Source organism: Eximiradius sp. (assembly GCA_937127445.1).
GTDB lineage: Bacteria > Bacteroidota > Ignavibacteria > Kapaibacteriales > UBA2268 > JAKIZO01.
The window spans coordinates 103,337-125,141 of record CAKZLY010000002.1; the positions used below are offsets into that span (position 1 = coordinate 103,337).

The 21,805-nt window shown below is 33.8% G+C and carries 19 protein-coding genes; 14 read left to right on the forward strand and 5 right to left on the reverse strand.

Annotated features, from left to right (window positions below; genetic code table 11):
- The first annotated feature begins 18 nt into the window (after positions 1 to 18).
- The 6 genes from AC6QZF_RS00475 to rbp all read left to right on the forward strand — a co-directional run bounded on the left by AC6QZF_RS00475 (position 19) and on the right by rbp (position 5,127).
- Positions 19 to 345 carry a YbaB/EbfC family nucleoid-associated protein gene (locus tag AC6QZF_RS00475; protein ID WP_499797919.1) on the forward strand — a complete coding sequence of 109 codons (327 nt, stop codon included), beginning with the start codon at positions 19 to 21 and terminating at the stop codon, positions 343 to 345.
- Positions 342 to 935, forward strand: a complete 594-nt coding sequence (recR, locus tag AC6QZF_RS00480) for a recombination mediator RecR (RefSeq protein ID WP_499797920.1) — start codon at positions 342 to 344, stop codon at positions 933 to 935. The genes AC6QZF_RS00475 and recR overlap by 4 nt, the downstream gene beginning before the upstream one ends.
- Complete coding sequence (locus AC6QZF_RS00485; RefSeq protein WP_499797921.1) at positions 932 to 1,507, forward strand: hypothetical protein; 576 nt, start codon at positions 932 to 934, stop codon at positions 1,505 to 1,507. Before recR ends, AC6QZF_RS00485 begins: the two co-directional genes overlap by 4 nt.
- Positions 1,508 to 1,584: 77 nt before the next feature.
- Complete coding sequence (pheT, locus tag AC6QZF_RS00490; RefSeq protein WP_499797922.1) at positions 1,585 to 3,996, forward strand: phenylalanine--tRNA ligase subunit beta; 2,412 nt, start codon at positions 1,585 to 1,587, stop codon at positions 3,994 to 3,996.
- Complete coding sequence (locus AC6QZF_RS00495) at positions 3,996 to 4,682, forward strand: ABC transporter ATP-binding protein (protein WP_499797923.1); 687 nt, start codon at positions 3,996 to 3,998, stop codon at positions 4,680 to 4,682. The genes pheT and AC6QZF_RS00495 overlap by 1 nt, the downstream gene beginning before the upstream one ends.
- Before the next feature lie 151 nt (positions 4,683 to 4,833).
- Positions 4,834 to 5,127, forward strand: a complete 294-nt coding sequence (gene rbp / locus AC6QZF_RS00500; protein ID WP_491815912.1) for an RNA-binding regulator — start codon at positions 4,834 to 4,836, stop codon at positions 5,125 to 5,127.
- 162 nt (positions 5,128 to 5,289) lie between these two features.
- On the opposite strand, the gene alaS is transcribed toward rbp, so the two are convergent.
- The 5 genes from alaS to AC6QZF_RS00525 form a co-directional block, all read right to left on the reverse strand.
- Positions 5,290 to 7,836: an alanine--tRNA ligase gene (alaS, locus tag AC6QZF_RS00505; protein WP_499797924.1), complete on the reverse strand. Its 2,547-nt coding sequence runs from the start codon at positions 7,834 to 7,836 to the stop codon at positions 5,290 to 5,292.
- 94 nt (positions 7,837 to 7,930) lie between these two features.
- The gene (locus tag AC6QZF_RS00510) at positions 7,931 to 8,368 is read right to left on the reverse strand and encodes an ATP-binding protein (protein WP_499797925.1); all 438 of its coding nucleotides are present in this window, start codon (positions 8,366 to 8,368) and stop codon (positions 7,931 to 7,933) included.
- Positions 8,369 to 8,725 carry an STAS domain-containing protein gene (locus AC6QZF_RS00515; RefSeq protein ID WP_499797926.1) on the reverse strand — a complete coding sequence of 119 codons (357 nt, stop codon included), beginning with the start codon at positions 8,723 to 8,725 and terminating at the stop codon, positions 8,369 to 8,371.
- A 3-nt stretch (positions 8,726 to 8,728) separates the two neighbouring features.
- Positions 8,729 to 10,405 (reverse strand): GAF domain-containing SpoIIE family protein phosphatase, encoded by a 1,677-nt coding sequence (locus tag AC6QZF_RS00520; protein ID WP_499797927.1) that lies wholly within the window; start codon positions 10,403 to 10,405, stop codon positions 8,729 to 8,731.
- A 503-nt stretch (positions 10,406 to 10,908) separates the two neighbouring features.
- Entirely contained in the window at positions 10,909 to 14,634 is a 3,726-nt protein-coding gene (locus tag AC6QZF_RS00525; protein WP_499797928.1) for an SBBP repeat-containing protein, read from the reverse strand.
- 187 nt (positions 14,635 to 14,821) lie between these two features.
- Here AC6QZF_RS00525 and fliE point away from each other — a divergent pair, with 187 nt between their 5' ends.
- From fliE to AC6QZF_RS00565, 8 genes are all read left to right on the forward strand, one after another.
- Positions 14,822 to 15,127, forward strand: coding sequence for a flagellar hook-basal body complex protein FliE (gene fliE, locus AC6QZF_RS00530; protein WP_499797929.1), 306 nt, complete (start codon positions 14,822 to 14,824; stop codon positions 15,125 to 15,127).
- A 59-nt stretch (positions 15,128 to 15,186) separates the two neighbouring features.
- Positions 15,187 to 16,953, forward strand: coding sequence for a flagellar basal-body MS-ring/collar protein FliF (fliF, locus tag AC6QZF_RS00535; protein ID WP_499797930.1), 1,767 nt, complete (start codon positions 15,187 to 15,189; stop codon positions 16,951 to 16,953).
- 53 nt (positions 16,954 to 17,006) lie between these two features.
- On the forward strand, positions 17,007 to 18,029 hold the full coding sequence (fliG, locus tag AC6QZF_RS00540; RefSeq protein ID WP_499797931.1) for a flagellar motor switch protein FliG: 1,023 nt from the start codon (positions 17,007 to 17,009) through the stop codon (positions 18,027 to 18,029).
- 11 nt (positions 18,030 to 18,040) lie between these two features.
- Entirely contained in the window at positions 18,041 to 18,964 is a 924-nt protein-coding gene (locus AC6QZF_RS00545) for a FliH/SctL family protein (RefSeq protein ID WP_499797932.1), read from the forward strand.
- The gene (locus tag AC6QZF_RS00550; RefSeq protein WP_499797933.1) at positions 18,939 to 20,291 is read left to right on the forward strand and encodes a FliI/YscN family ATPase; all 1,353 of its coding nucleotides are present in this window, start codon (positions 18,939 to 18,941) and stop codon (positions 20,289 to 20,291) included. Before AC6QZF_RS00545 ends, AC6QZF_RS00550 begins: the two co-directional genes overlap by 26 nt.
- Positions 20,292 to 20,296: 5 nt before the next feature.
- Positions 20,297 to 20,734 (forward strand): flagellar export protein FliJ, encoded by a 438-nt coding sequence (gene fliJ, locus AC6QZF_RS00555; protein ID WP_499797934.1) that lies wholly within the window; start codon positions 20,297 to 20,299, stop codon positions 20,732 to 20,734.
- Positions 20,731 to 21,459 (forward strand): magnesium transporter MgtE N-terminal domain-containing protein, encoded by a 729-nt coding sequence (locus tag AC6QZF_RS00560; protein ID WP_499797935.1) that lies wholly within the window; start codon positions 20,731 to 20,733, stop codon positions 21,457 to 21,459. The genes fliJ and AC6QZF_RS00560 overlap by 4 nt, the downstream gene beginning before the upstream one ends.
- 34 nt (positions 21,460 to 21,493) lie before the next feature.
- Positions 21,494 to 21,805: hypothetical protein (locus AC6QZF_RS00565; RefSeq protein ID WP_499797936.1), on the forward strand; the 312-nt coding region annotated here is incomplete at its 3' end.

A 21,805-nucleotide genomic window follows, 5' to 3' on the forward strand; every position in this document is an offset into this window, starting at 1 on the left:
AAAAAATTGGGTGAAGAAATGAAATTTGACTTACAATCGTTGCTTGGACAAGCGCAAAAAATACAGGAAGAAATTCAAAAAATCAAAAATGAGCTTGCTGACAAAACTGTAACAGGCGAAAGTGGCGGTGGAATGGTAAGCGTAACAATGAATGGTGCAAATAAAGTTATATCAGTAAGAATAGCAAAAGAGTTGGTAAATCCTAATGAAGTAGAGATATTAGAAGATTTAATTGTTGCTGCAATAAATATTGCAAGCGAGAAAGCTGCCGAATTAGCAGCAGCAGAAATGAGTAAAGCCACAGGTATGCTTCCAAATATTCCAGGGTTTAATTTGGGCTTATGATATCTACATCTCAAACAATAGAAAAAGCTATTGCTACATTCGCTAAACTCCCTTCTATTGGTAGAAAATCTGCTCAAAGGTTGGTGTATTTTCTTCTGAAACAAAATCCAGAATATATAGATGATTTTATTTATGCATTGAGCAATTTGAAAAGCAATGTAAAACTATGTAAGTATTGCTACAATTATTCTGACGACGAAATTTGTCCAATTTGTGTTTCAAATAGTAAAAACTCAAAGATAATTTGTGTTGTAGAAGACCCTAAAGATGTTTTTGCAATTGAAAAAACCAATGAATTTAGAGGCGTCTATCACGTTCTTCACGGACTAATTAATCCAATTGGTGGCGTCAATGCTTCAGATTTGAAAATCAGGGAGCTAATAGAAAGAGTATCTTCTGCAGAAGAAGTAATTCTTGCACTAAGTCCATCTGTGGAAGGAGAAGTTACATCACAATATATAGCAAAGTTGATAAAACCATTGAATATCAGAGTTACACGAATTGCAAGTGGTTTGCCCGTTGGTTCTTCACTCGAATGGACTGATGAAGCAACATTATCTAGAGCATTAGAGGGACGTATTGCGCTTTGAGAAAATATTTCCTAATATTACTTTGTTTTCTATATTCTTGTGACATTTTTGAAACACGCTCTCCCGAAGAACCTGACCAAAGTCCTGTTGTCTTTCTTCCGGCAACAAGTGTGGAAGTATTAATGCAAAATTTTTTGAATTCTGTTAAATACAAGAGTTTGCAAAATTATTCGGAATGTTTCATCGGTGATGGCAAATTCAATTTTATACCAGCACAAGATGCTTTTGCAACTTATCAATCAATCTTCCAAAATTGGTCTTTTACTGATGAGCAAAGAAGTTTTAAATCAATAATTTCAGCAGTAAGTGGAGAAAATACAATATTTCTTAATTTTGAAAAAAGTCAGTATCAATATATCTCACCTGATTCAATTATTTATACTGCAAACTATGAAATTAATTTGCCAGTTGTTCAGCCTTTAAATTTAGAAAAATATAATGGTAAAATTCTACTGACAATCTCTCAAACTAATGATGGTACATATAAAATTGTTCGTTGGTCTGATTTTCAAACATCAAATGACACTATTTACCCTTCTTGGAGCATTCTCAAAGCTCGATATTACAACTAATATTTTTATTTCTCTTGCCAATATATTATATTGCAAAGTTTAAATAGTAAGTCTAATTATTCAAATAATTAATCTTTATGTTAGTATCATTAAAGAAAATTCGTGAGTTTGTTGATTTTGAATTGACAATTGAAGAGCTCGATAATACTTTGACTATGTTAGGCCTTGAGGTTGAAGGTATAGTCGATTACAATAAAAAATATTCCGGTTTTTTCGTGGCAGAAGTATTGGAATGTGAAAAGCATCCAAATACAGATAAATTGTCTCTTTGTCAAGTTAATTTTGGCAGTGAAACTGTACAAGTCGTGTGCGGAGCACCAAATGTAAGAAAAGGACAGAAAGTAGTATTTGGAACTATTGGTGCTGTTGTTCCTAATGGTAGTTTCAAACTCGAAAAAAGAAAAATTCGAGATGTAGTATCATTCGGAATGATTTGTAGCCAAGTAGAATTAGATTTAGGGGAAGATAGCTCTGGTATATGGGTGCTTCCCGAAGATGCATCAGTAGGAATGGAATTTGCAAAATATTACGGTTTAGATGATGTAGTCTTTGAAATTGGAATTACCCCTAACAAAGCTGATTGTTTAAGCCATCTTGGAATAGCAAGAGAAATTGCCGCAAAATTGAACAAACAGGTTCGTTACCCTGAAATCAACATAGTTTCAAATAATGAAAACGTTGCTGATTATGCAAGTATTACTATTGAAGACACAAACATTTGTCCAAGATATTCTGCTCGCATCATAAAAAATTTAAAGATCAAGCCATCTCCTAATTGGTTGCGAAATGCTCTCACAAAGCTTGGAATACGTCCTATCAATGCAGCGGTTGATGTAACAAACTATGTTTTGTATGAGATGGGTCAACCACTTCACGCTTTCGATTATAACAGAATCGAAGGTAAAAAAATCATTGTTCGTAGAGCAAAAAAAGATGAAACGTTTGTTACTCTCGATGGTAAAACCCGAATTCTTGATGATTATATGATAGTTATTGTTGATGAGAAAAAACCTATTGCATTAGGTGGTGTGATGGGTGGAGCAAATTCAGAAATAGCAGGCGATACAACTGATATTTTATTAGAATCCGCATATTTTAATCCTTCACTTATCCGCAAAACATCAAAGAAATTGGGGTTATCAAGTGATTCATCTTATAGATTTGAACGTGGAGTTGATATTGAAAATGTCATACCTGCTTTAAACAGGGCTGCATCACTAATTGCTGATCTATGCGGTGGAGAAATTGTTGGTTCGGAGATCGACGTTTATCCTGAATCTATAAAATTGAAGGAGATTTCTTTACGTTTTGACCGTGCTCGAAAAATTATTGGTTGCGACATTTCAAATGAGTTTATGTTGCAAGTATTTGAAAATCTTGGTTTTGAAAAAATAGAACAAACGAATGATTACGCTAAATACAGAATACCGCATCGAAGAAATGATATTTTTGAGGAAATTGATCTAATAGAAGAAGTTGCTCGGTTTTATAATTATGACAATATTGAACCTAATTATGTTTCTTCAATCACATTCAGTGAAAATATAGTCGACAAAAAATTACAAATCTTTCCTTTCAAAGACAAAATCCGTAATTATTTAGTTTCGAATGGATTTACAGAAATTCTAACTCAAAATATGATTGATTCTCGTTCAGCTGAACTTTTCACTTCAAACCCTGTTAAAATAGCGAACCCACTTGGAGAAGAACTATCGATTATGCGACCATCAATTGTCCCATCAATTCTGAAAACCATTAATTTAAATATTAGACACGGGAATAATAATCTGAAACTTTTTGAAATTGGTAAAGTTTTCAAACATTCCGACGATAATAATGTGGTGCTTCCTGGCTACGAAGAAAGAGAAATACTTGCTATTAGCCTTGTCGGCAAAACATTTCCCAAGCAATGGAGCGAAAAAGAACGACAATTCGATTTCTACGATTTAAAAGGATTTATTGAGGATTTAGCTGATTTCCTTAACCTACCAATCACTTTCTCAAAAATTGTGGAGAATAGTATATATTCACCAAATTCTGTTAAAATTGAATTAGACAAATCTACCATTGGTTGTTGTGGATATTTGAATAGAGGTATACTCAAAAATTATGATATTGAGGAAGATGTATTGCTTGCTGAAATTGATTTTTCACAAATTACGCATTTCAATACAGTTGAAAGCAAGTATATACCCGTAAGTCCATTCCCTACAGTTGATAGAGATTTGGCTTTTATTGTTGATGAAAATACAGACGCAAAAAAAATATTAGACGAAATTCTTTCAAATGGCGGCAAATTGCTATCAAACGTTGTTATTTTCGATGTATATGCAGGAGGGAATATTCCAGAAGGCAAGAAAAGCCTTGCATTCAGCCTTATTTTTTTATCATCAGAGCGAACTTTAACTGATGAAGAAGTTGATAACACAATTAATCAGATGATCAAAGCAATAGAAAACAAATTCAACGCACAATTACGAAAAATGTAATGAGTGTGATAATTGAAATAAATAACATAACTAAAAGTTACTCAAACAACAAAAAAGAAAAAAATGTTGTGCTGAAAGGCGTTTCCACCTCGATTGAGCGTTCAAAAATCATTGCACTGGTTGGACCTTCTGGAGTTGGGAAAAGTACTTTATTGCATATAATTGGAACAATTGATGAGCCGGATAGCGGCGAAATAATATATAACATTGACAATATACCAAAAAAATTGTCTCAATTTAACCGAAGTGAGTTAGATATTTTTCGTAATAAAACTATTGGATTTGTATTTCAGTTTCATTATTTATTGCCTGAATTTACGGCCCTGGAAAATGTTATGCTTCCAAAACTTATTTCAGGGAGTAAACCAAGTGATACAAAAAAGGAAGCAATAAAATTACTTGAATTAACAGGCGTTGCTGATAAACAAAATAATAAACCGATGGAACTAAGTGGCGGCGAACAGCAACGTATTGCAATTGCACGTGCTCTAATAAACAAGCCAGAAATTGTACTGGCAGATGAACCTACTGGAAATTTAGATGCTAAAAACGCTATGTCGTTTGTAGATTTGATAAAACAAATTCAGTTTGAATTTTCAACCACATTTATAATAGCAACACACAGTTCTGAAATTGCTTCCATATCAGATGTAGTTCTTAAAATGAAAGATGGGAAAATTATATAATTTTATTTGTTTATGTTAAATAATTAGCATATATTTGTTGTTAGGTTTTGATAGAAATCCAATCAAGAGTTAAATTGAAAAATTTAACTATTTTGTTGAGTTTTCTGAGAACTAAGTTTTAACTAATTTTTTTGTTTTTTGGAGTTTTTTTATGATTACGATTTATGTTGGAAACCTCAAGTTTCAAACTACAGAAGAGGAACTTTCAACCTTGTTTTCCCAATATGGCGATGTCCATAATGTAAAATTGATTCGCGACCGTGTAACAGGCAGACCCAAAGGGTTCGGTTTTGTCGAAATGGATGAAGCAGATGGCAATGCAGCTATCGAAGCTTTGAACGGAATCGAATTCGGTGGCAGAACAATTAAAGTTAATGAAGCAAAAGAAAGACGCGAAGATGCTCGTCCAATGGAAAGAAGATTCAATGGAAACCGCCGCTATTAATTTGTAAATTATTATTTTACAATAAATTGCTTCTTTAAGAAAGGCTGTCTCAAAAGGACAGTCTTTTTATTTCAAGTTGAATATTGGCCAATTAAAAAATGGCTGGCTCAATTATTGAAACAGCCATTTCGAGTAATAACAAGAAAATTTAAATTATATCTTTTATAAATATTTTTTCACGATTTCTATAAAACCACCGTTTATTAGTTCGGGAAGTTTGTCAATATCTTTACCGCCAGCAGTTGCAAGATGAGGTTTTCCACCACCGCCGCCACCAAGAATTCGAGCGACATCACCAACAAGCTTGCCTGCGGGAATTTTACCTTTTAAGTCGTCCGTAACAGAGCAAACAAGAGTAATTTTATCATCTTGTTTAGAGATAATTAGAGAAATTCCGTTTTTCCCAAAAGTATCTCTTAGTTTTTCAGCAAAAAGTCGTAGTTCATCAATATTATTCAACTCGCTTTGATGAATTAGTACAGAAATATCATCAATTTTTACAGCGTTATTAATTAATTCTGGTATTGATGAATACAAATATTGTAGTTTATACTGACTAATTTGCTTTTCGAGTTGCAAATTATTTTCTTTAAGCTTTGCAATTTCATCATTTTTTAAAGAAATAGTGTCATTTAACTGACAAATATAACGATACACAGCATCACCTGTAATTGCTTCAATTCGTCGGACACCGGAAGCAATTGAGCTTTCAGAGATAATTTTGAAAATCCCAATTTCCGAAGTATTACGCACGTGAGTTCCACCGCAAAGTTCGAGCGAAAATTTATTATCCATAACGATCAAACGAACAGTATCGCTGTATTTATCACCGAAAAACATTTTAATATTTGGATTTTTCCTTGCCTCTTCAAGTGTAAGAATTTGTTCATCGACTGGTATTTGTTCATAAATTTTATGGTTTACAATTTCTTCAATGTTTTTTATTTGTTCTTCGGAAACTTTTTCGAAATGATGGAAGTCGAAACGCAAATAATCGGGAGAAACAAGTGAACCTGCTTGCTGAACGTGTTCGCCCAACACTTGTCGCAATGCTTCGTGCATCAGATGAGTAGCAGAGTGATTTCGCATTGTTTTAAGACGTCGAGATCGAGAAACACGTGCAAGAGCAGTTTCACCTTCGAGAGGCTCTACTTCCCTATCCGTTATGTGAATGATTGCATTATTTGATTTTTTGACATCAACGACTTGGTAAATTTCACCTGCAAGAATAATTTCACCAATATCGGGGACCTGACCACCGCTTTCAGCATAGAAAGGAGTTTGCTCCAAAACTAAATAATTATCTTTTGCATATAGAACTTTTGACTGCACTTCAAAATTCTTATAACCAACAAATGTAGTTTGAAAATCTAAAGAAGGGAGTTCATTTTCGTAAGTATGAACTTTGCGGGATGCACGACTACGCTCACGCTGTTCGGTCATCTTTTGATTGAATTCATTAGTATCGACAATCAAAGAATTTTCACGAGCCAACAATTCGGTCAAATCCAGTGGAAAACCATAAGTATCATAAAGAAGAAAAGCTTGATCTCCAGGAATAACTTTAGAATTGGCTTGAAAAAGTTCGTTTTTGATTTCTTCAAACTTTTCAAGTCCACGTTCAAGCGTTTGAAGGAAACCTTCTTCTTCTGCACGAAGCACTCTTTCGATTGTATTTTTATGAGTACTAAGTTCTGGGAAAACATCACCCATAATATCAATTAAAGTAGGCAAAAGCTTATAAATAAAAGGTTCTTTAAAACCAAGTTCACGAGCAAAGCGAGCAGCACGACGTAACAAACGACGAAGAACATATCCCCTACCTTCGTTCCCGGGAAATGCACCATCTGCAATAGCAAAAGACAATGCACGCAAATGGTCTGCAATTACGCGCATTGCTATTCCATCTTTATTCGATAATTCTGTTGAATACTTTCTGTGGGACAATTCTTCTATTTTTGAAATAATTGGAGTAAAAACATCAGTATCATAATTAGAATTTTTTCCTTGAAGAACGGCACAAATACGCTCAAACCCCATACCTGTATCAACGTGTTTTTTCAAGAGTGGTTGCAAAGTGCCATCAATTAGACGGTTATATTGAATAAAAACTAAGTTCCAAATTTCAATAACATCTGGCGAACCTGCATTGACAAGATGAGCACCGTTTTTGTCGGAAGTGCGGTCGAAATGGATTTCGCTACAAGGACCGCAGGGACCAGTTTCCCCCATTTCCCAGAAATTGTCTTTTTCGTCGAAACGGTGGATGCGTTCAGTTGGCAGGTATTTTTTCCATATTTCATATGCTTCATCGTCGGTACGAAAAACAGTAGCGTGAAGACGATCTGGCGGAAGTCCCCAGATTTTAACAAGCAATTCCCAAGCCCATTCAATTGCTTCTTCTTTATAATAGTCACCGAAGCTCCAATTACCAAGCATCTCGAAAAAAGTATGATGATAGGTATCTACTCCAACTTCTTCAAGGTCGTTGTGCTTGCCACTGACACGAATACATTTTTGGGTGTCAGCAGCACGAGAGAAATCGCGACTGCTTTGCCCAAGAAAAACGTCTTTAAACTGGTTCATTCCCGCATTAGTAAAAAGCAAGGTTGGATCACCATAAGGAATAACTGGGGCACTTGGAACAATTTTATGTGCTTTGGAAGCAAAAAAATCTAAAAATGATTTGCGTATTTCTTTCGAAGTCATTAAAAATCCTTAAATTGTTAAGAAAATGAACAATTAACGAAATACAAAAATATCTGTTTTTTGTGAAAGCAAAAAGGAAACTTTCAAAAGAAATTTATTTGATATATTTTGTAAGGATTAATCTATTTTTAGGAAAGTCGTCAGAACGTGGAATATATTGAATTTTATCCATAACAAGATTAATTATATGCAGTCCTAGACCACCTCGACGAAAATTAGCAAGATAATCTCTCATATCCAATGAAATTTCAGAACTTGGGTTGAACGAAGCCCCATCGTCAAGAATGAGAACGGAAAATTGATTATTATCGGTTGAAATTTGCAGGCAAATCTCACGAGAACTATCATATTTATAAGAATGTTTGATTAGATTTGTGCAGACTTCATCAACAGCTAAAGCAATTTTGTTAGCAGTAATATCGTCGAAACCAAATTTTTCAGCAAAATTCAGTACAAATTTACGAATTCGTTCGAGTTCAGCACTATCAGCATTAATACAAATGAAATTATTATTTCTAACATTCAAAAGCATTTAGTTTCCTTGAAATTTAGCAATAGCTTCGTTTTCTTCGTTAAGAATATCAAAAAGCAATGGAAAACCAAGCAAATCAAATACAGCAAAGACTTTTTCTTTCATATTTGTCAGCTTTATATCGCCACCATTTTGACGAACATCCTCGATAAAAGCCATAAACACCCCAAGACCCGCGCTTGAAATATAATCCAAATCAGAAAAATTAACTATAATTTTGTAACACTCATCTTTTACTGATTTTTCTAACTCCTGTTCAAGTAAAGGAGCGGTATGAGCATCTAAATAACCAGAAATTGATAGAATAACAAAATCATCGATATTCTTTTTATCAATTTTGAAATTGCTATTATTCATTTATTAACCTCTTTTATTATTGTAACAACCAAATGAAATAGTGAATACAGTTAAATCATCAATTTGAGATGCCCCATCTTTAAACTCATCAATATTATGTAAAAATTGTTTAAGCAATTTTTGAGCCGAAGAATTATGAGAGAGAAGAAAATCAGAGACACGTTGAAAATTGAATTCTTCGCCAGATGAATTACGAATTTCATTTACACCATCAGTTATCAACATTATAATATCACCATCAGAAAGCTTAATATCGACTTCTTCTATATAATTACTGAACAATTCATTCCCAACGAGAGCAATCCCTAATCCTTGTGGCTTGATAGTTTGGAGATTGGAGGATTTTTTCAAGAAAAGAGGTGGATGACCAGCTCGAGCAAAAGTAACGGAATCGTTGTTTTCATCGAGTTTGAGGCAAACAAGAGTAATATAACTTTGTTTATCCATCAAACCAAAAAGGATATTGTTAAGTTTTATCAACAAATCTTTCGGAGAATTAACTTGTGGAGTAATCGAATGAACAGCACCTTTGAGCTGAGCCATATAAAAAGCAGCACTCATTCCTTTGCCAGATACATCTCCAACCAGAACACAAGGTGCTCCATCGGCAAAACGAGCAACATCATAATAATCACCTCCAACTTCCTCGGCAGGAGAAGAATATGCAGCAAGTTGAAATTTAGAAAATTCAGGAAGATTTTGTGGCAGTAGCTCTTTTTGAATGCGTTTAGCAATAAGCATTTCGCTACGGTAACGCTCTTTTTCTATGGATTCTTGTAAAAGTCGTTGATTTTCGAGTGCTAAATTAACATTATCAGCAAAAGCCGAAAGAACAGCAACATCTTCGGGTTCGAATCCATATTCTTCCGAATCAATTGCTACAATAGTTCCAAATCTTTTTGCACCTTGAAATAGTGGAATTGCAATTAAAGTATTTGCAAAAGGAAAGTAATTTAAAAAAGATTTAATTTCATCATTTTCTGGAACAGATTCAACTAAAACAGGTTTTTCGATAGTAGTAAAAATATTCCCAATTCGCTTGTCGGAATGAAAGTCTTTGATTAGCTCTGGGGAAATTTGAGCGGTTGCACCAATATCAATAGTCCCATTATTATAAACTTCGAGCCACACAGCGGTGCTACCGGAAGCATTCAGAGCAAGTTGAGTAACCATCCTAAGAATTTCGTTTGCAGTCTTTGATGTAGTTTCAGCAATAAATTTGTTTAGATATGTAAGCGAAAAAACTTCAGATGTTTTTCGTTCGACAATTGTAGCTGTTGGAAGCGAAACAATCACAGCAAGAAATATTCTCAAAGAAAAAGCATTCAGAGCTAAAACAACAGCACCCAAAAAATTATTGGCACCAGATAGGAAATTTATTGTATTTCTTGATAAAAATCCATCGCTATCAATTACAGAAACAGCTAAAAGTAAAGATAGAATTAAGTTAACAAGGGAGACCAATAGAAGGCGTATTTTGGGTTTGCGATCAAGTTGAGTAATCCAGTTGTTTTTTTTAGTAACTAAAAGTGTCAATACGTAAATTGTTAAAAGAAAGATAGATATTAAATCATTTAAATATATAGAAATTAAATCATTCAAAAATAGAGAGTTAAAAAAAACATAGTTTGCCAATTCAGCAACAAGCAAAAAAGTAATTAAAATTGCAATAATCTTCAAATATAATTTTGTTCTTTTGTGTTTTTTCCGAATGAGCCAAATAAACATAAACCAGGCTAAATAAATTGTCACCAGGGCAAAGAAAATAGTTGAAACATCAGAGATTAAAAATTTAAAATATGGTAGTTCGAAACTATAAAATTTATCATTATTGGGAAGAAAAATAACTAATAAGTATAAGAATAACTGTAAATAAAAAATACGAGTAAAATCATATACAAACTTTTCGTTAGGATACTCAATATTATTTTTTTCAAACTGTTCAGAAAAAAAGTAATAAATGAAAGCAGATAAAATTAGAATAGAAGAAAAGAATGTCCAATAGGAGAAAATAAAACTATCTTGGGACAAAATGTAATAAAAAATTGTATCAACTGAAAAGCGCAAAAATATTAATATAGCAACTAAACTTAGATAAATAGGCTTACTAATATTGCTTAATAAATTCATATTCCATTTTCGATGTTTTGTCTTTATACGTTTATCCGAAATAAAAGTTTCAATTAATTTTTTAGGAACAAAAATCGTTTAACACCCAAATTATTTTCTACAACAAGCAAATAGACACCCGACGGGAAAGAGGAGACATCTAATTGCAAAATAGAGTTATTAGAAAATTCTTGAATAAACACATTTTCAAAAATCACATTATAAATACTGATTTTTGAATGTATTGAAGAATTAATGCCCAAATTTACATACAAAATATTATCACAAGGATTTGGATATATCAAAATACTACTGTTATGTTCTTCAACTGAAACAAGATAAGAAATAACATCTGAGCAATTTGTGCAACCATTATACCCACGAACGCAAACTTTGTATAGTCCAGGTATATCTGCAATATATAAAGTTCCGTTTGCATTTGGAATTATCTGGTTGTTAAAATACCATTGAATTGGTAATGAATCAATTAAACAAGTAAATCGATTTCCGAATACACTCACGGATGGTTTTGGCGGTCTTTCTATGATAGATGTTTTAATGGTATCAGTATACCCTTCGAAACCATAATTATCGCGTACATAACAGAAGAAATTTTCAGCAGAAGAGACAAAAATAAAACGTTTGTTGCTTCCGTTGTTCCAACGATAATAAGAAAAGCCATAACCAGCATCAAGAAGAACGGAATCACCTTCGCAAATAGTAGTCGAACCAAGCACACGAATTTTTGGTTTAAAAATGCCGCTAATGTCTATATCGAACACATCAGAGAAAATCACACATCCCTCGCGAGTAGTTTCTTCGACGAGAAGTGAGCCATTTGGTGTATTATTCCATCGCACTGAAATCGTGTCGTTACCTTGACCAGAAAGAATGACGCCACCTTGAATTATCCAATTGAAAGTACTCCCAGGTGAACCTTCTACAATATATTCGTAAGCCATTCCAGGTTTGACAATGCTTAATCCATTGATGAGAGGTTTAGGATATGTCATAAAATAAATATTCATTGTATCAGAGATGGCAATAAAACCAAGCGAATCAACAACTTTTACTGCATATTTCCCATTTTGAGTAATTTTAATTGTTCGGGTAGTATCGCCTGTTGACCAAAGATAAGTGGCGTATCCAGCACCAGCATCTAACAATAGAGTATCGCCGAAGCAAGGAGGAAATTTACCAATAGGTTTAATTCGAGGTTTAGGAATGTTCCCTATTCTTACTGATACTAATAGGGAATCAACACAGCCATATAGTGTGGTAAAGACAACTTTTATTGAACCTATTGCAGTTGTATCCGTCCATTTTACTTTTAATTTTGTAGAAGATTTTTCTAATACTTTCCCATTTGTAATATACCAATCAGCGAATCCCTGATAATCAGATGTAAGATTGTATTCTTCCGTTGAATTGGAAAGCACTACTAATGACCCTGAAAGAGACAAATTGGGTTTAGAGTGAATTATGATTTGCAATGAATCAATAATTGTGTTACCAATTTCATCTTTCGCCAAGAGATAGTATGTAGTCGAATGAGCTGGTTTTACAAAAGTATAAGATGAATCGGGAAAAGCTACACCATCAATAGGCAACCAAAGATATGAAATTCTGCCAATTCCACCAATAGCATTGGCACCAACAAACACGCTATCGCCTGAACAAATATTAATAACTCTTGAACCTAAACTTTTTTCGAAGTTGAGATCAATGTAATTAGCAAACAGCTTTGTAATAAACATATCGCTTAAATTGTCTAAAGCTTTGCTAAACAGTGCGTTCTGCGTCACTGGGAAGTCGTTAGAATTCGTAAAACCAGCTACCCATAGATAAGCACTATCAGCTGCAAGAATAGAATTAGCAATATCGTTACGTTTACCGCCGAGATAACTAAGATAAGAGCAACCGTTTAAATTTGGTGTAAGGCGTGCAATAAAGGCATCTGTGCTATCGGAATATTTTTTTTGAAAAGCCATCGACGTAGTTGGTAAATCACGCGAAGTAGTAAAACCGACTATAACGGGAAAGTCAAAATTATCAATAGCAATTGCAGCAATTCGCTCGCTACCAGATCCACCAAAATACGTACTAAAAAGAAGAGAATCTCCACTGAATTTGAGTTTACCTATAAAGGCATCACCAGAAATATAGCCAGAACTAATATTGTTGTAAACATTTTGGAAAGCATTCGCAGAAATTGGTAAATTCTCTGATTCAGTATAACCTGCAAAATACATATTGGCATTGCTATCGAGTGCAACTGAATAAATTGCATCACGTGCTGAACCGCCAAAATATGTTCCAAAAATTTTATCTGTACCGTTCGAATTAAGTTTAAAAATAAAACCATCACCAATGCTGGATGAAGGAACAGAATCTGCAATAGCCTTCTGAAAACCAAACGATGAAGCAGAAAAATCTGGACTACGAGTTATACCAGCAACAATTGCATTCCCAAATGCATCCACTGCAATGGATTGACCGAAATCATCGCCCGAACCACCGATAAATGTAGAATATATTAAATTGAAATTGCTGGAAAATTTTATTGCGAAAGCGTCATTGAAAATATCAATCCCATTGCTGTTAAATGTAGTGTCGAAAGCAGTAGAAGTCGTCCGAAAGTTTCTTGATTTTGTATAGCCAGTAATATAAATATTTCGATTATTATCTATTGCTATCGATTGAGGGAAATCGTCGCTTGTTCCACCGAAAAGAGTTGAATAAAGGAGTGAATCACCTTGTACATTTAAAACAGTTAGAAAGCCATCAATCCCACCTATATCGAAAGTATCAAGTGCATTTGAAGTAAATGGAAATGAACGTAAAGATAGAGTGTAGCCTGTAATATAAATGTTCCCAAACTTATCTACCGCAACAGCTTCGGCTTGGTCGTTACCCATACCACCTAAAAATGTAGAGAACAGTATATTTTCCCCGTCGGAAGTAAATTTTGAAATCACTGCATCATAAAAATCGGCAAACACATCTGAAAAAGTAGTATCGTAGCTCCCAATTTTTGTTGGATAGTCAACCGAACGTGTTCTACCTATTAAAATGATATTTCCGGATGAATCTTTTGCAATACCTCTCAAATAGTCGAATGAACTACCCCCAAAATAGGTAGAATAGACAACAGGGTCAATTCTAATAGTTTGAGTTTTATCGTAATTATTCAGTGAAAATGAAATGAACCCATCGTATATGAATAAAGAAGTAATTGGCATTTTACTTTCTTCTAAATATACATTTAAGTGCGAATGATGCTGGATAATATTAGATGTAAAAAAAGAAATTTGCTTATTATCAAATATTACAGAATCTGCACCATCTATAATGATTTTTATTTCGTTGGGATTTGCACCGGGATGTAAAAGAAAATCATAAGCAAAATAACCATTTTTTGAGTAAAGAAATAAATCGATATTTCCATATAAATTACTAACAATTAAAGTATCATAAATTTTTGATGAAAAATGCTTTGATTTAGTTAAATAATTAAATGAACAATTGTTCTGAGAAACAGGCTTGACAAAGAAATTCTTTGCTTCTGAAAAACTTAACTTCAAAGTAGTGCGACTATATTTATTAGCGTTAAAGTAATCGAACAATATTTCGTTATTATTAATCCATACATTTGCATCTTTCGCTTGAAAAAGGAAGCGGACATTTTCAGGAAATTGCCCGTTGTTTTCGACAAAGTTTGCAGATAAGTCAATAGTGTTGATAAATACAACCCAAAATCCTATTAAAGAAAAATTAATTATCTTGTTTAAATATACCATAATGTTATTCTCGACATTTAATAAAATAAATTTAACAAAAAAACACTAATATTAAAAATTAGACTAATTTAATTCAAAATGGATATGAATTGAACAAAATTAGCCATAATCAAAAGGAAACATCATTTGGAATAGTAATTGATATAAATTAGATGATTTTGAGGAAATAATTTGAAAGGAGTTCACAATGATAATCAATGAAACAGACCCATCGAGAAGGTATCTTCCGTTAGTTCAACAAAAGTTTGGCGAAAGTAAAGCAACCTCAGAAGATGTTACTTTTGCTGATACTGTAAAGCAACTGATGAATGATGTAAATAAGATGCAAATTGATTCAGCAGAACAAACAGAAAAATTAATAAAAGGCGAACCTGTTGACATTCACGATGTAATGATAACTGCTCAGAAAGCACGAACTTCGTTTCAATTATTAATGGAACTGAGGAACAAAGGGCTTGATTTATATCGCGAAGTGTTAAGGATGCAGGTATAAAATGGAGGATAATATTCGCCAAAAAATGATTTCGTGAACAAATACAAACAAGGTATATTATGGCTGAAAATACATTCACAGAACAAGTTAAAACTTTTTATAGAAGACTATCATTAGTACAAAAATTGATAATTGGCGGGGTGCTTATTGGATTAATATTAGGTATAATATTAATATTATCCAGCAGCAAGCCAGTCGAAATGGGTGTTTTGTATAGTAATTTAGAATCATCCGACGCCGCTAAAATAGTAGAAAGCCTTAAAGCAAAAGGAGTGAAGTATCAACTTGGAGACAATGGAAATACAATATTGGTTGAAAAGTCTCAACTATATGATACTCGCATCCAGTTAGCAGGCGAAGGGCTTCCATCTGAAAGCATTGTTGGTTATGAGCTTTTCGACAAAACCAATCTTGGGATGAGCGAATTTGTGCAAAAGTTAAATTATCGCAGGGCATTGGAAGGGGAGCTTGCTAGAACAATTGGGACAATGGATGAGATAAAGAAAGTTCGAGTGCATTTAGTAATACCTGAAAAGACCTTGTTCAAAAAAGATGAGAAACCACCAAGTGCCTCTGTTATTATTCATTTGAAAAGTGGCAGAAGTTTAAGCAAAATTAGCATAGAAGGCATACAAAACCTTGTAGCAAGTAGTGTCGAAGGACTTACAATTGATAAAGTAACTGTTGTTGATGGCAGAGGCAAAATTCTATCTGAACCACCATTGGACAATTCAACGGTAACTGGGCTTACTCAAACTCAACACGATATTCAGCGTCAAGTTGAGCAGCACTATGCTGAAAAAGTGCAATCGCTTCTTGATGGAGTGCTCGGATCTGAGAATTCAAAGGTGAGAGTAAATGCTGAAATTGATTTCACACAAGTTGAAAAAACAATTACTGATTTTGACCCAGAACGCCAGGTAATACGTAGCGAACAAAACATTCAAGAAGTATCTGAAAGCACTGATTCGCTTAGCTACCCAACAGTTAGTCAGGCAAAAAATTCATCAAATGTAATCCAAAACTATGAGATATCAAAAACAGTATCTCACATAGTAGAAAGCACTGGAAACATAAAAAGGCTTACAGTATCTGCAATAATTAATGGAGTAATGAAAATTGTAGATGAGAATGGAGTTAAAAAAATTGAATATACACCGAGAAAACAAGAAGAAATAGATCAATTAACACTTGCTATTAAAAATGCAGTTGGTTACGACCCAAGCCGAAATGACCAGATTTCAGTATTAAATGTTCCTTTCGACACATCATTGCTGGAACAAGAAATTGAAGAGCAACAACCAGTAGTATGGTATAAAGACAAGGAAATAATCAAATTAATTGTTTTAATTGCAGTTATACTAGTTACAATATTGTTGATGTTTGCATTGATTCAATCAAAATTTGTAAAAGAGAGATTACGCATTGCCCTTGGATTACCAAATCCGAAATTATTATCTCAGGAAGCAGTATCAGTTGAAGAAGAGGAAGAAGAACCAGAAGAACACCTGGAAGACTTAAAGCTAGATGAAGAAGATTTATTATTGCTCCCAGCTGAGCTTCCTGAACAAGTATTGTTAGAGGGAGAAATTCGTGAAGAAGAACCTCAAGAAATTGAAGAAGAAACTGACATGCAGGAACTTGAAGCATTAGCAAAGTCTGCATTAGATGTTGAGCCACAAGAAATGACCGAAGAGGATATGTTGAAACTGGAAATAAAAGAAAAGGTAGAATCATTTTTAGATGAACAGACAGAAAATGCAGTTAAATTAATTAAAATCTTTTTACAGCAGGATATAGATTTGCCTAAATCTCCTAAATCATAATTAATTTGTTTGTTCGTTGAATATCAGTAAGTATATTAAAGTGGAATGAAATAATGGGAAAGAAAAGAATAACGGCATCAGATTTAACAGGAAAACAAAAGGCAGCAGTATTGCTGATGTCAATGGATGTTGATGTAGCTGCAAAAGTATTCAAAGAACTTGATATAAAAGATGTTGAGCAAATAGCAGTAGAAATCACAAATTTACGAGAGCTTCCTCCAAACGTAGTAGAGGACGTTATTGAAGAGTTTTACCAGCTGATGACGGCATCATCATATATGGTGGAAGGGGGGATTGATTATGCTCAAATGCTACTTGAAAAAAGTTATGGCTTGGACAAAGCACGAGAAATTATCGAAAAGATAAGAGTTCTTACAACAGTAAGAGGTTTCTCTATTTTGAAAAAATCAGACCCTCAGCAGCTTGCTTCATTTTTATCGAAAGAACATCCACAAACAATTGCTTTGATATTGTCGCACCTACCTCCTGACCAAGCTGCGGATGTTCTAAACGAATTTAAAGATGATTTACGCTCTGAAACTGTATTCCGTATGGCAACAATCGGCAAAGTATCTCCACAATTAGTAACAGAAATTGAGCACGTTGTAGATCAAATAGCAGAAGCAACTTTATCTCAGAATTTAGCACAAGCAGGTGGCGTGCAGCTGGTTGCCAATATACTAAATAAGTGTAATAATGCAGTAGCAAAACAATTGTTAGAAAGTATTGAAGAAAAGGATTACAACATGGCTTTGGAAATTAAACGCAAGATGTTCTTATTCGAAGATATCGTGCTTATTGATGATAAAGGTATACAGAGAATTCTGCGTGATGTAGACAAACGAGATTTAGCACTTGCTTTGAAAGTAGCAGACGAAAAAATACGCTCTAAAATATTCAAAAATATGTCCGAACGTGCAGCAGCGGTTGTCAAAGAAGAACTTGAATTTATGGGGCCAGTTAAGCTAAAAGAAGTCGAATCTGCACAAATGCGAATCGTTGATATTATTAAAAAACTCGAAGAACAAGAAGAAATTGCCATCGGTGGTCGTGGCAAAGAAGATATTTTTGTATAAAAAGGGTTGAAATGAATAAAATAATTCTAAAAATACCGCGAAATAAACAAAAAGTTAAAATTATCAAAAGCGAAGAAATTATTCGCCGAGAATTTGAGCGAAAGCTTTTAGAACTTGAAAGTTTAATGAAAGCTAAGCCTGTTGAAGAAGAAATACCTGAAGTAGAAGAAATAATTGGAGAAATCGAACCGGAGCCTCAACCTAAAATAACATATTTCACTGAAACGTACACGATTTCGGATTCAAACGAACCAATTGAAATCGATTTAAGGCGAGTCCCAGACGAAAGCGTACCTATTGAGGAAGCTGCTAAAGAAATACAATTAGCTTACGACAGAGGTTTTTCTGACGGACAAGATTCAGCAAGAGCAATATATCAAAGCGAAATACAAATTCATTCTGAATGGATAAAACGCTTCGACAAAATTGCTTTCGAATTAAAAAAAGCGTTTTTTCAAGAGCAAAGAAAATTCAACGAAGGCTTAATAAGATTATCAATAGAAATCGCAAGGAAAATAGTTGGTTTTGCTGCGGTCGAGAGCGAGCAATTAGTAATTGAGCAGATAAACAAGGTATTTAATGAGGTCAAAGACGAAGAAATTTTCAAAATTGAACTAAATAAAGATGACTTTGAAGTATTGAAAAAAGTTAATTCGCGGATTTTCAACCTTACCGATAATAAAATCGAAATAGTCGCATCAAATTTGTTAGAACCAGGAAGTTGCGTTTTGTATACAAGTGCTGGAATAATTGACGGGCGCATAAGCGAACAATTAAAAAAATTGCAAAATGCACTCATTGAAGCAAAAGAACAAATTATGTTAGACTTTGAATCATCTCTAAAAGAAAGCTACCCTGATATTCTCGATACTATTATGCCTGAAACAAAAGAAATTCAAGAAGAGAACAATGAATCTAACAATAACGAGAATTAAACAAATGTATCAAGCCATTAACATAGAACGATTTTTCGGACCAACAATCAAGCAAACACAGACATTAATTCGGCGTGGAAAAGTAAAAAAAGTTGTTGGGCTTGTTCTCGAAAGCGAAGGACCGAAAGCTCCAATTGGTGAAATATGCGAATTACGTAACAAATACGGTGAATTAATTGCTTTGGCTGAAATAGTTGGTTTTCGAGATGATAGAATTTTATCTATGGTACTTGGAGAAACAAATGACATAGAACCATCGACGGAAATCATTGCATCGGGAAAATCTTTGTTAGTTGGTGTTGGGGACAAATTATTAGGACGAGTATTAGATGGACTTGGCTATCCACTCGATGGGAAAGGAGAACTATCAATAGAGCAAAAACGTTCCGTTTATGCCACCCCTCCAAATCCATTATTTAGAAAAAGAATTTCCGAACCGATTGCAACCGGAATAAAAGCAGTTGATGGGTTGCTGACATTAGCAAAAGGTCAGCGTGTAGGCATATTTGCAGGCTCGGGGATCGGTAAGTCTACTTTAATTGGAACAATTGCACGAAACACATCAGCAGATATTAATGTTATTGCGTTAATTGGCGAACGTGGAAGAGAGGTGCGAGAGTTTATAGAAAAAGATTTGAAACAAGAAGGACTTGATAGATCCATTGTAGTCGTAGCTACTAGTGATGTCCCACCATTAATTCGAGTAAAAGCAGCACTAACAGCAACAACCATTGCTGAATATTTTCGCGACAAGGGACTTGATGTAATGTTGATGATGGATTCCGCTACACGATTAGCAATGGCTCAACGTGAAGTAGGGCTTTCAATAGGTGAACCTCCAACTACTCGTGGGTATACACCATCAGTATTTACAATTTTACAAAAGACATTAGAACGTGCCGGGACATCCAATAAAGGAAGTATTACCGGAATATACACTGTTTTAGTTGAAGGCGACGATATGAACGAACCAATTGCAGATACTACAAGAGGCATTTTGGACGGTCATATTGTACTATCAAGAAAGCTTGCGTCGCTAGCACATTACCCGGCGATTGATGTGCTTGAAAGTATTAGTCGCTGCCGAAGCGATGTGGTATCGAAAGTACATCTTGAAGCTGCAAAAAAAATTCAAGAATTGGTTGCTGTTTATAAAAGTGTGGAAGATTTGATAAATGTCGGAGCTTATCAGAAAGGGAGCAACCCACAAATTGATAAAGCAATTGAAAGAATTGATATTATTAATTCTTTTTTGAAACAAGGGTTAGAAGAAAAATATACTTTTAATGAGATTATCGATAAAGTAATTGAAATTAGCAATATTTAGCAGCAATGGCAAAAAAATTCACATATAGGCTCGAACCAATTTTAAATATACGAGCATTCAGAACTAATCAAGCTAAAGAAGAATTGGCGAAAATATTGCGACTTCGTTACCGTAAAGAACAAATTATTGAAGAAAAGAAAAAATATAAAAATAATCTTCTGGTGGCTAAATATTCTAGTGGAAAAGCATCCGATATTCAAGCACGAATTGCTCATAAAGCATTTGTTGAACAAGAAATAGAAAAATATGCACAAGAAAAAAATCAACTTCTCGAAATTGAAAAGCTTCGACAAAATAAATATATTGAAGCAAAAAAAAATGAAATGATACTTGAAAAATTAAAAGAAAAGAAATTAGAAGAATACAAAGCAGAAACTCAAAAAGAAGAAAGTAATTTTATTGATGAAATTGCAATTATGGGGTTTATCAGGAAAGAAAAGTGAGTTGGAAGCAACTTCTCATAGGAATTATAATTGTTTCATCAGTATTAGCTATATTGATGGGGGGACTTATTGGTGTGATAAAATACAGACCCGATTTGCTCGGTATAAAAGACAATAAAGATACATCAAAAGTTCAAAAAGTTGAAAAGCCCAAGAAAATTATAGGAGCACTGAGACCTGTCTATATTGAGCCAACTGTCCAAATTTCGAAAAAACAATTGGCTTATTTTGAAAATGAAGTGATAAAGAAAAATGAATATTCGATTAAAATTGATTCATTAATACGAATTGAAAAGTATTTAAGGGACTCGTTGAAAAGTATTGCGGAGACAGTTCGTTATAATCAGGATTCAGTAAAACGTGCTAATTCAATCGCTGAAATATCTGCCAAAAATGCTCAGGAACTACGAGACAGCTTAAACAAAAAACACGTTGAGGTAAAAAAACTTACTGAGAAATATGAACTTTTACAGAAAAGAATAGAAAATTATCAGAAAATGTTGGAAGAACGGGTAGATTCAAGTGCTAAGATGAATTTTGAAGCATTCGCAAAAATCTACGAGAATTCAAAGCCGCAGGAAGTAGCGGCAATTTTGGAGCGATTGGACGAAAGAGACGCGGCAAAAATATTAAAATTGATGAACAAGAAAAAAGCTGGCAAAATTATTGAAGCTATGAAGCCAGAAAATGCAGCAGCAATTCTTTTGCTGGGGATAGGACAATAATAATATAAATTGCAAGGATGCAACTATGAAAATAATGGAAGTAACTCATTCCGAGTTAGTGTTTGGTCATACTACCAACCTATCATCACAAAATGAAAAAACAATTATCTTTGATGAATTGCTGAAAAATTCTCAAAACGATCTATTAGATAATCCAAATATTAAAGATATTATAGAAAAGCGTTCCGATGAAACTAATATTTTTGAGCATTATGCAGATATAACAAGTCAAAACTATCAATTTATTATAGGTAATTTAGATAAACTCGCTGAACAAATCAATAATTTCATCATACAATTAAAAGAAGGTAAGCTAAATATTGACCAAAAGGAGATATTCAATTAT

What these genes read in the sequence shown, in the direction of transcription:
- AC6QZF_RS00475 (WP_499797919.1), top strand. Translation starts at nt 19, where the DNA reads ATGAAATTTGACTTACAATCGTTGCTTGGACAAGCGCAAAAAATACAG.
- recR (WP_499797920.1), top strand. Translation starts at nt 342, where the DNA reads ATGATATCTACATCTCAAACAATAGAAAAAGCTATTGCTACATTCGCT.
- pheT (WP_499797922.1), top strand. Translation starts at nt 1,585, where the DNA reads ATGTTAGTATCATTAAAGAAAATTCGTGAGTTTGTTGATTTTGAATTG.
- AC6QZF_RS00495 (WP_499797923.1), top strand. Translation starts at nt 3,996, where the DNA reads ATGAGTGTGATAATTGAAATAAATAACATAACTAAAAGTTACTCAAAC.
- rbp (WP_491815912.1), top strand. Translation starts at nt 4,834, where the DNA reads ATGATTACGATTTATGTTGGAAACCTCAAGTTTCAAACTACAGAAGAG.
- alaS (WP_499797924.1), bottom strand. Translation starts at nt 7,836, where the DNA reads ATGACTTCGAAAGAAATACGCAAATCATTTTTAGATTTTTTTGCTTCC.
- AC6QZF_RS00510 (WP_499797925.1), bottom strand. Translation starts at nt 8,368, where the DNA reads ATGCTTTTGAATGTTAGAAATAATAATTTCATTTGTATTAATGCTGAT.
- AC6QZF_RS00515 (WP_499797926.1), bottom strand. Translation starts at nt 8,725, where the DNA reads ATGAATAATAGCAATTTCAAAATTGATAAAAAGAATATCGATGATTTT.
- AC6QZF_RS00525 (WP_499797928.1), bottom strand. Translation starts at nt 14,634, where the DNA reads ATGGTATATTTAAACAAGATAATTAATTTTTCTTTAATAGGATTTTGG.
- fliE (WP_499797929.1), top strand. Translation starts at nt 14,822, where the DNA reads ATGATAATCAATGAAACAGACCCATCGAGAAGGTATCTTCCGTTAGTT.
- fliF (WP_499797930.1), top strand. Translation starts at nt 15,187, where the DNA reads ATGGCTGAAAATACATTCACAGAACAAGTTAAAACTTTTTATAGAAGA.
- fliG (WP_499797931.1), top strand. Translation starts at nt 17,007, where the DNA reads ATGGGAAAGAAAAGAATAACGGCATCAGATTTAACAGGAAAACAAAAG.
- AC6QZF_RS00545 (WP_499797932.1), top strand. Translation starts at nt 18,041, where the DNA reads ATGAATAAAATAATTCTAAAAATACCGCGAAATAAACAAAAAGTTAAA.
- AC6QZF_RS00550 (WP_499797933.1), top strand. Translation starts at nt 18,939, where the DNA reads ATGAATCTAACAATAACGAGAATTAAACAAATGTATCAAGCCATTAAC.
- fliJ (WP_499797934.1), top strand. Translation starts at nt 20,297, where the DNA reads ATGGCAAAAAAATTCACATATAGGCTCGAACCAATTTTAAATATACGA.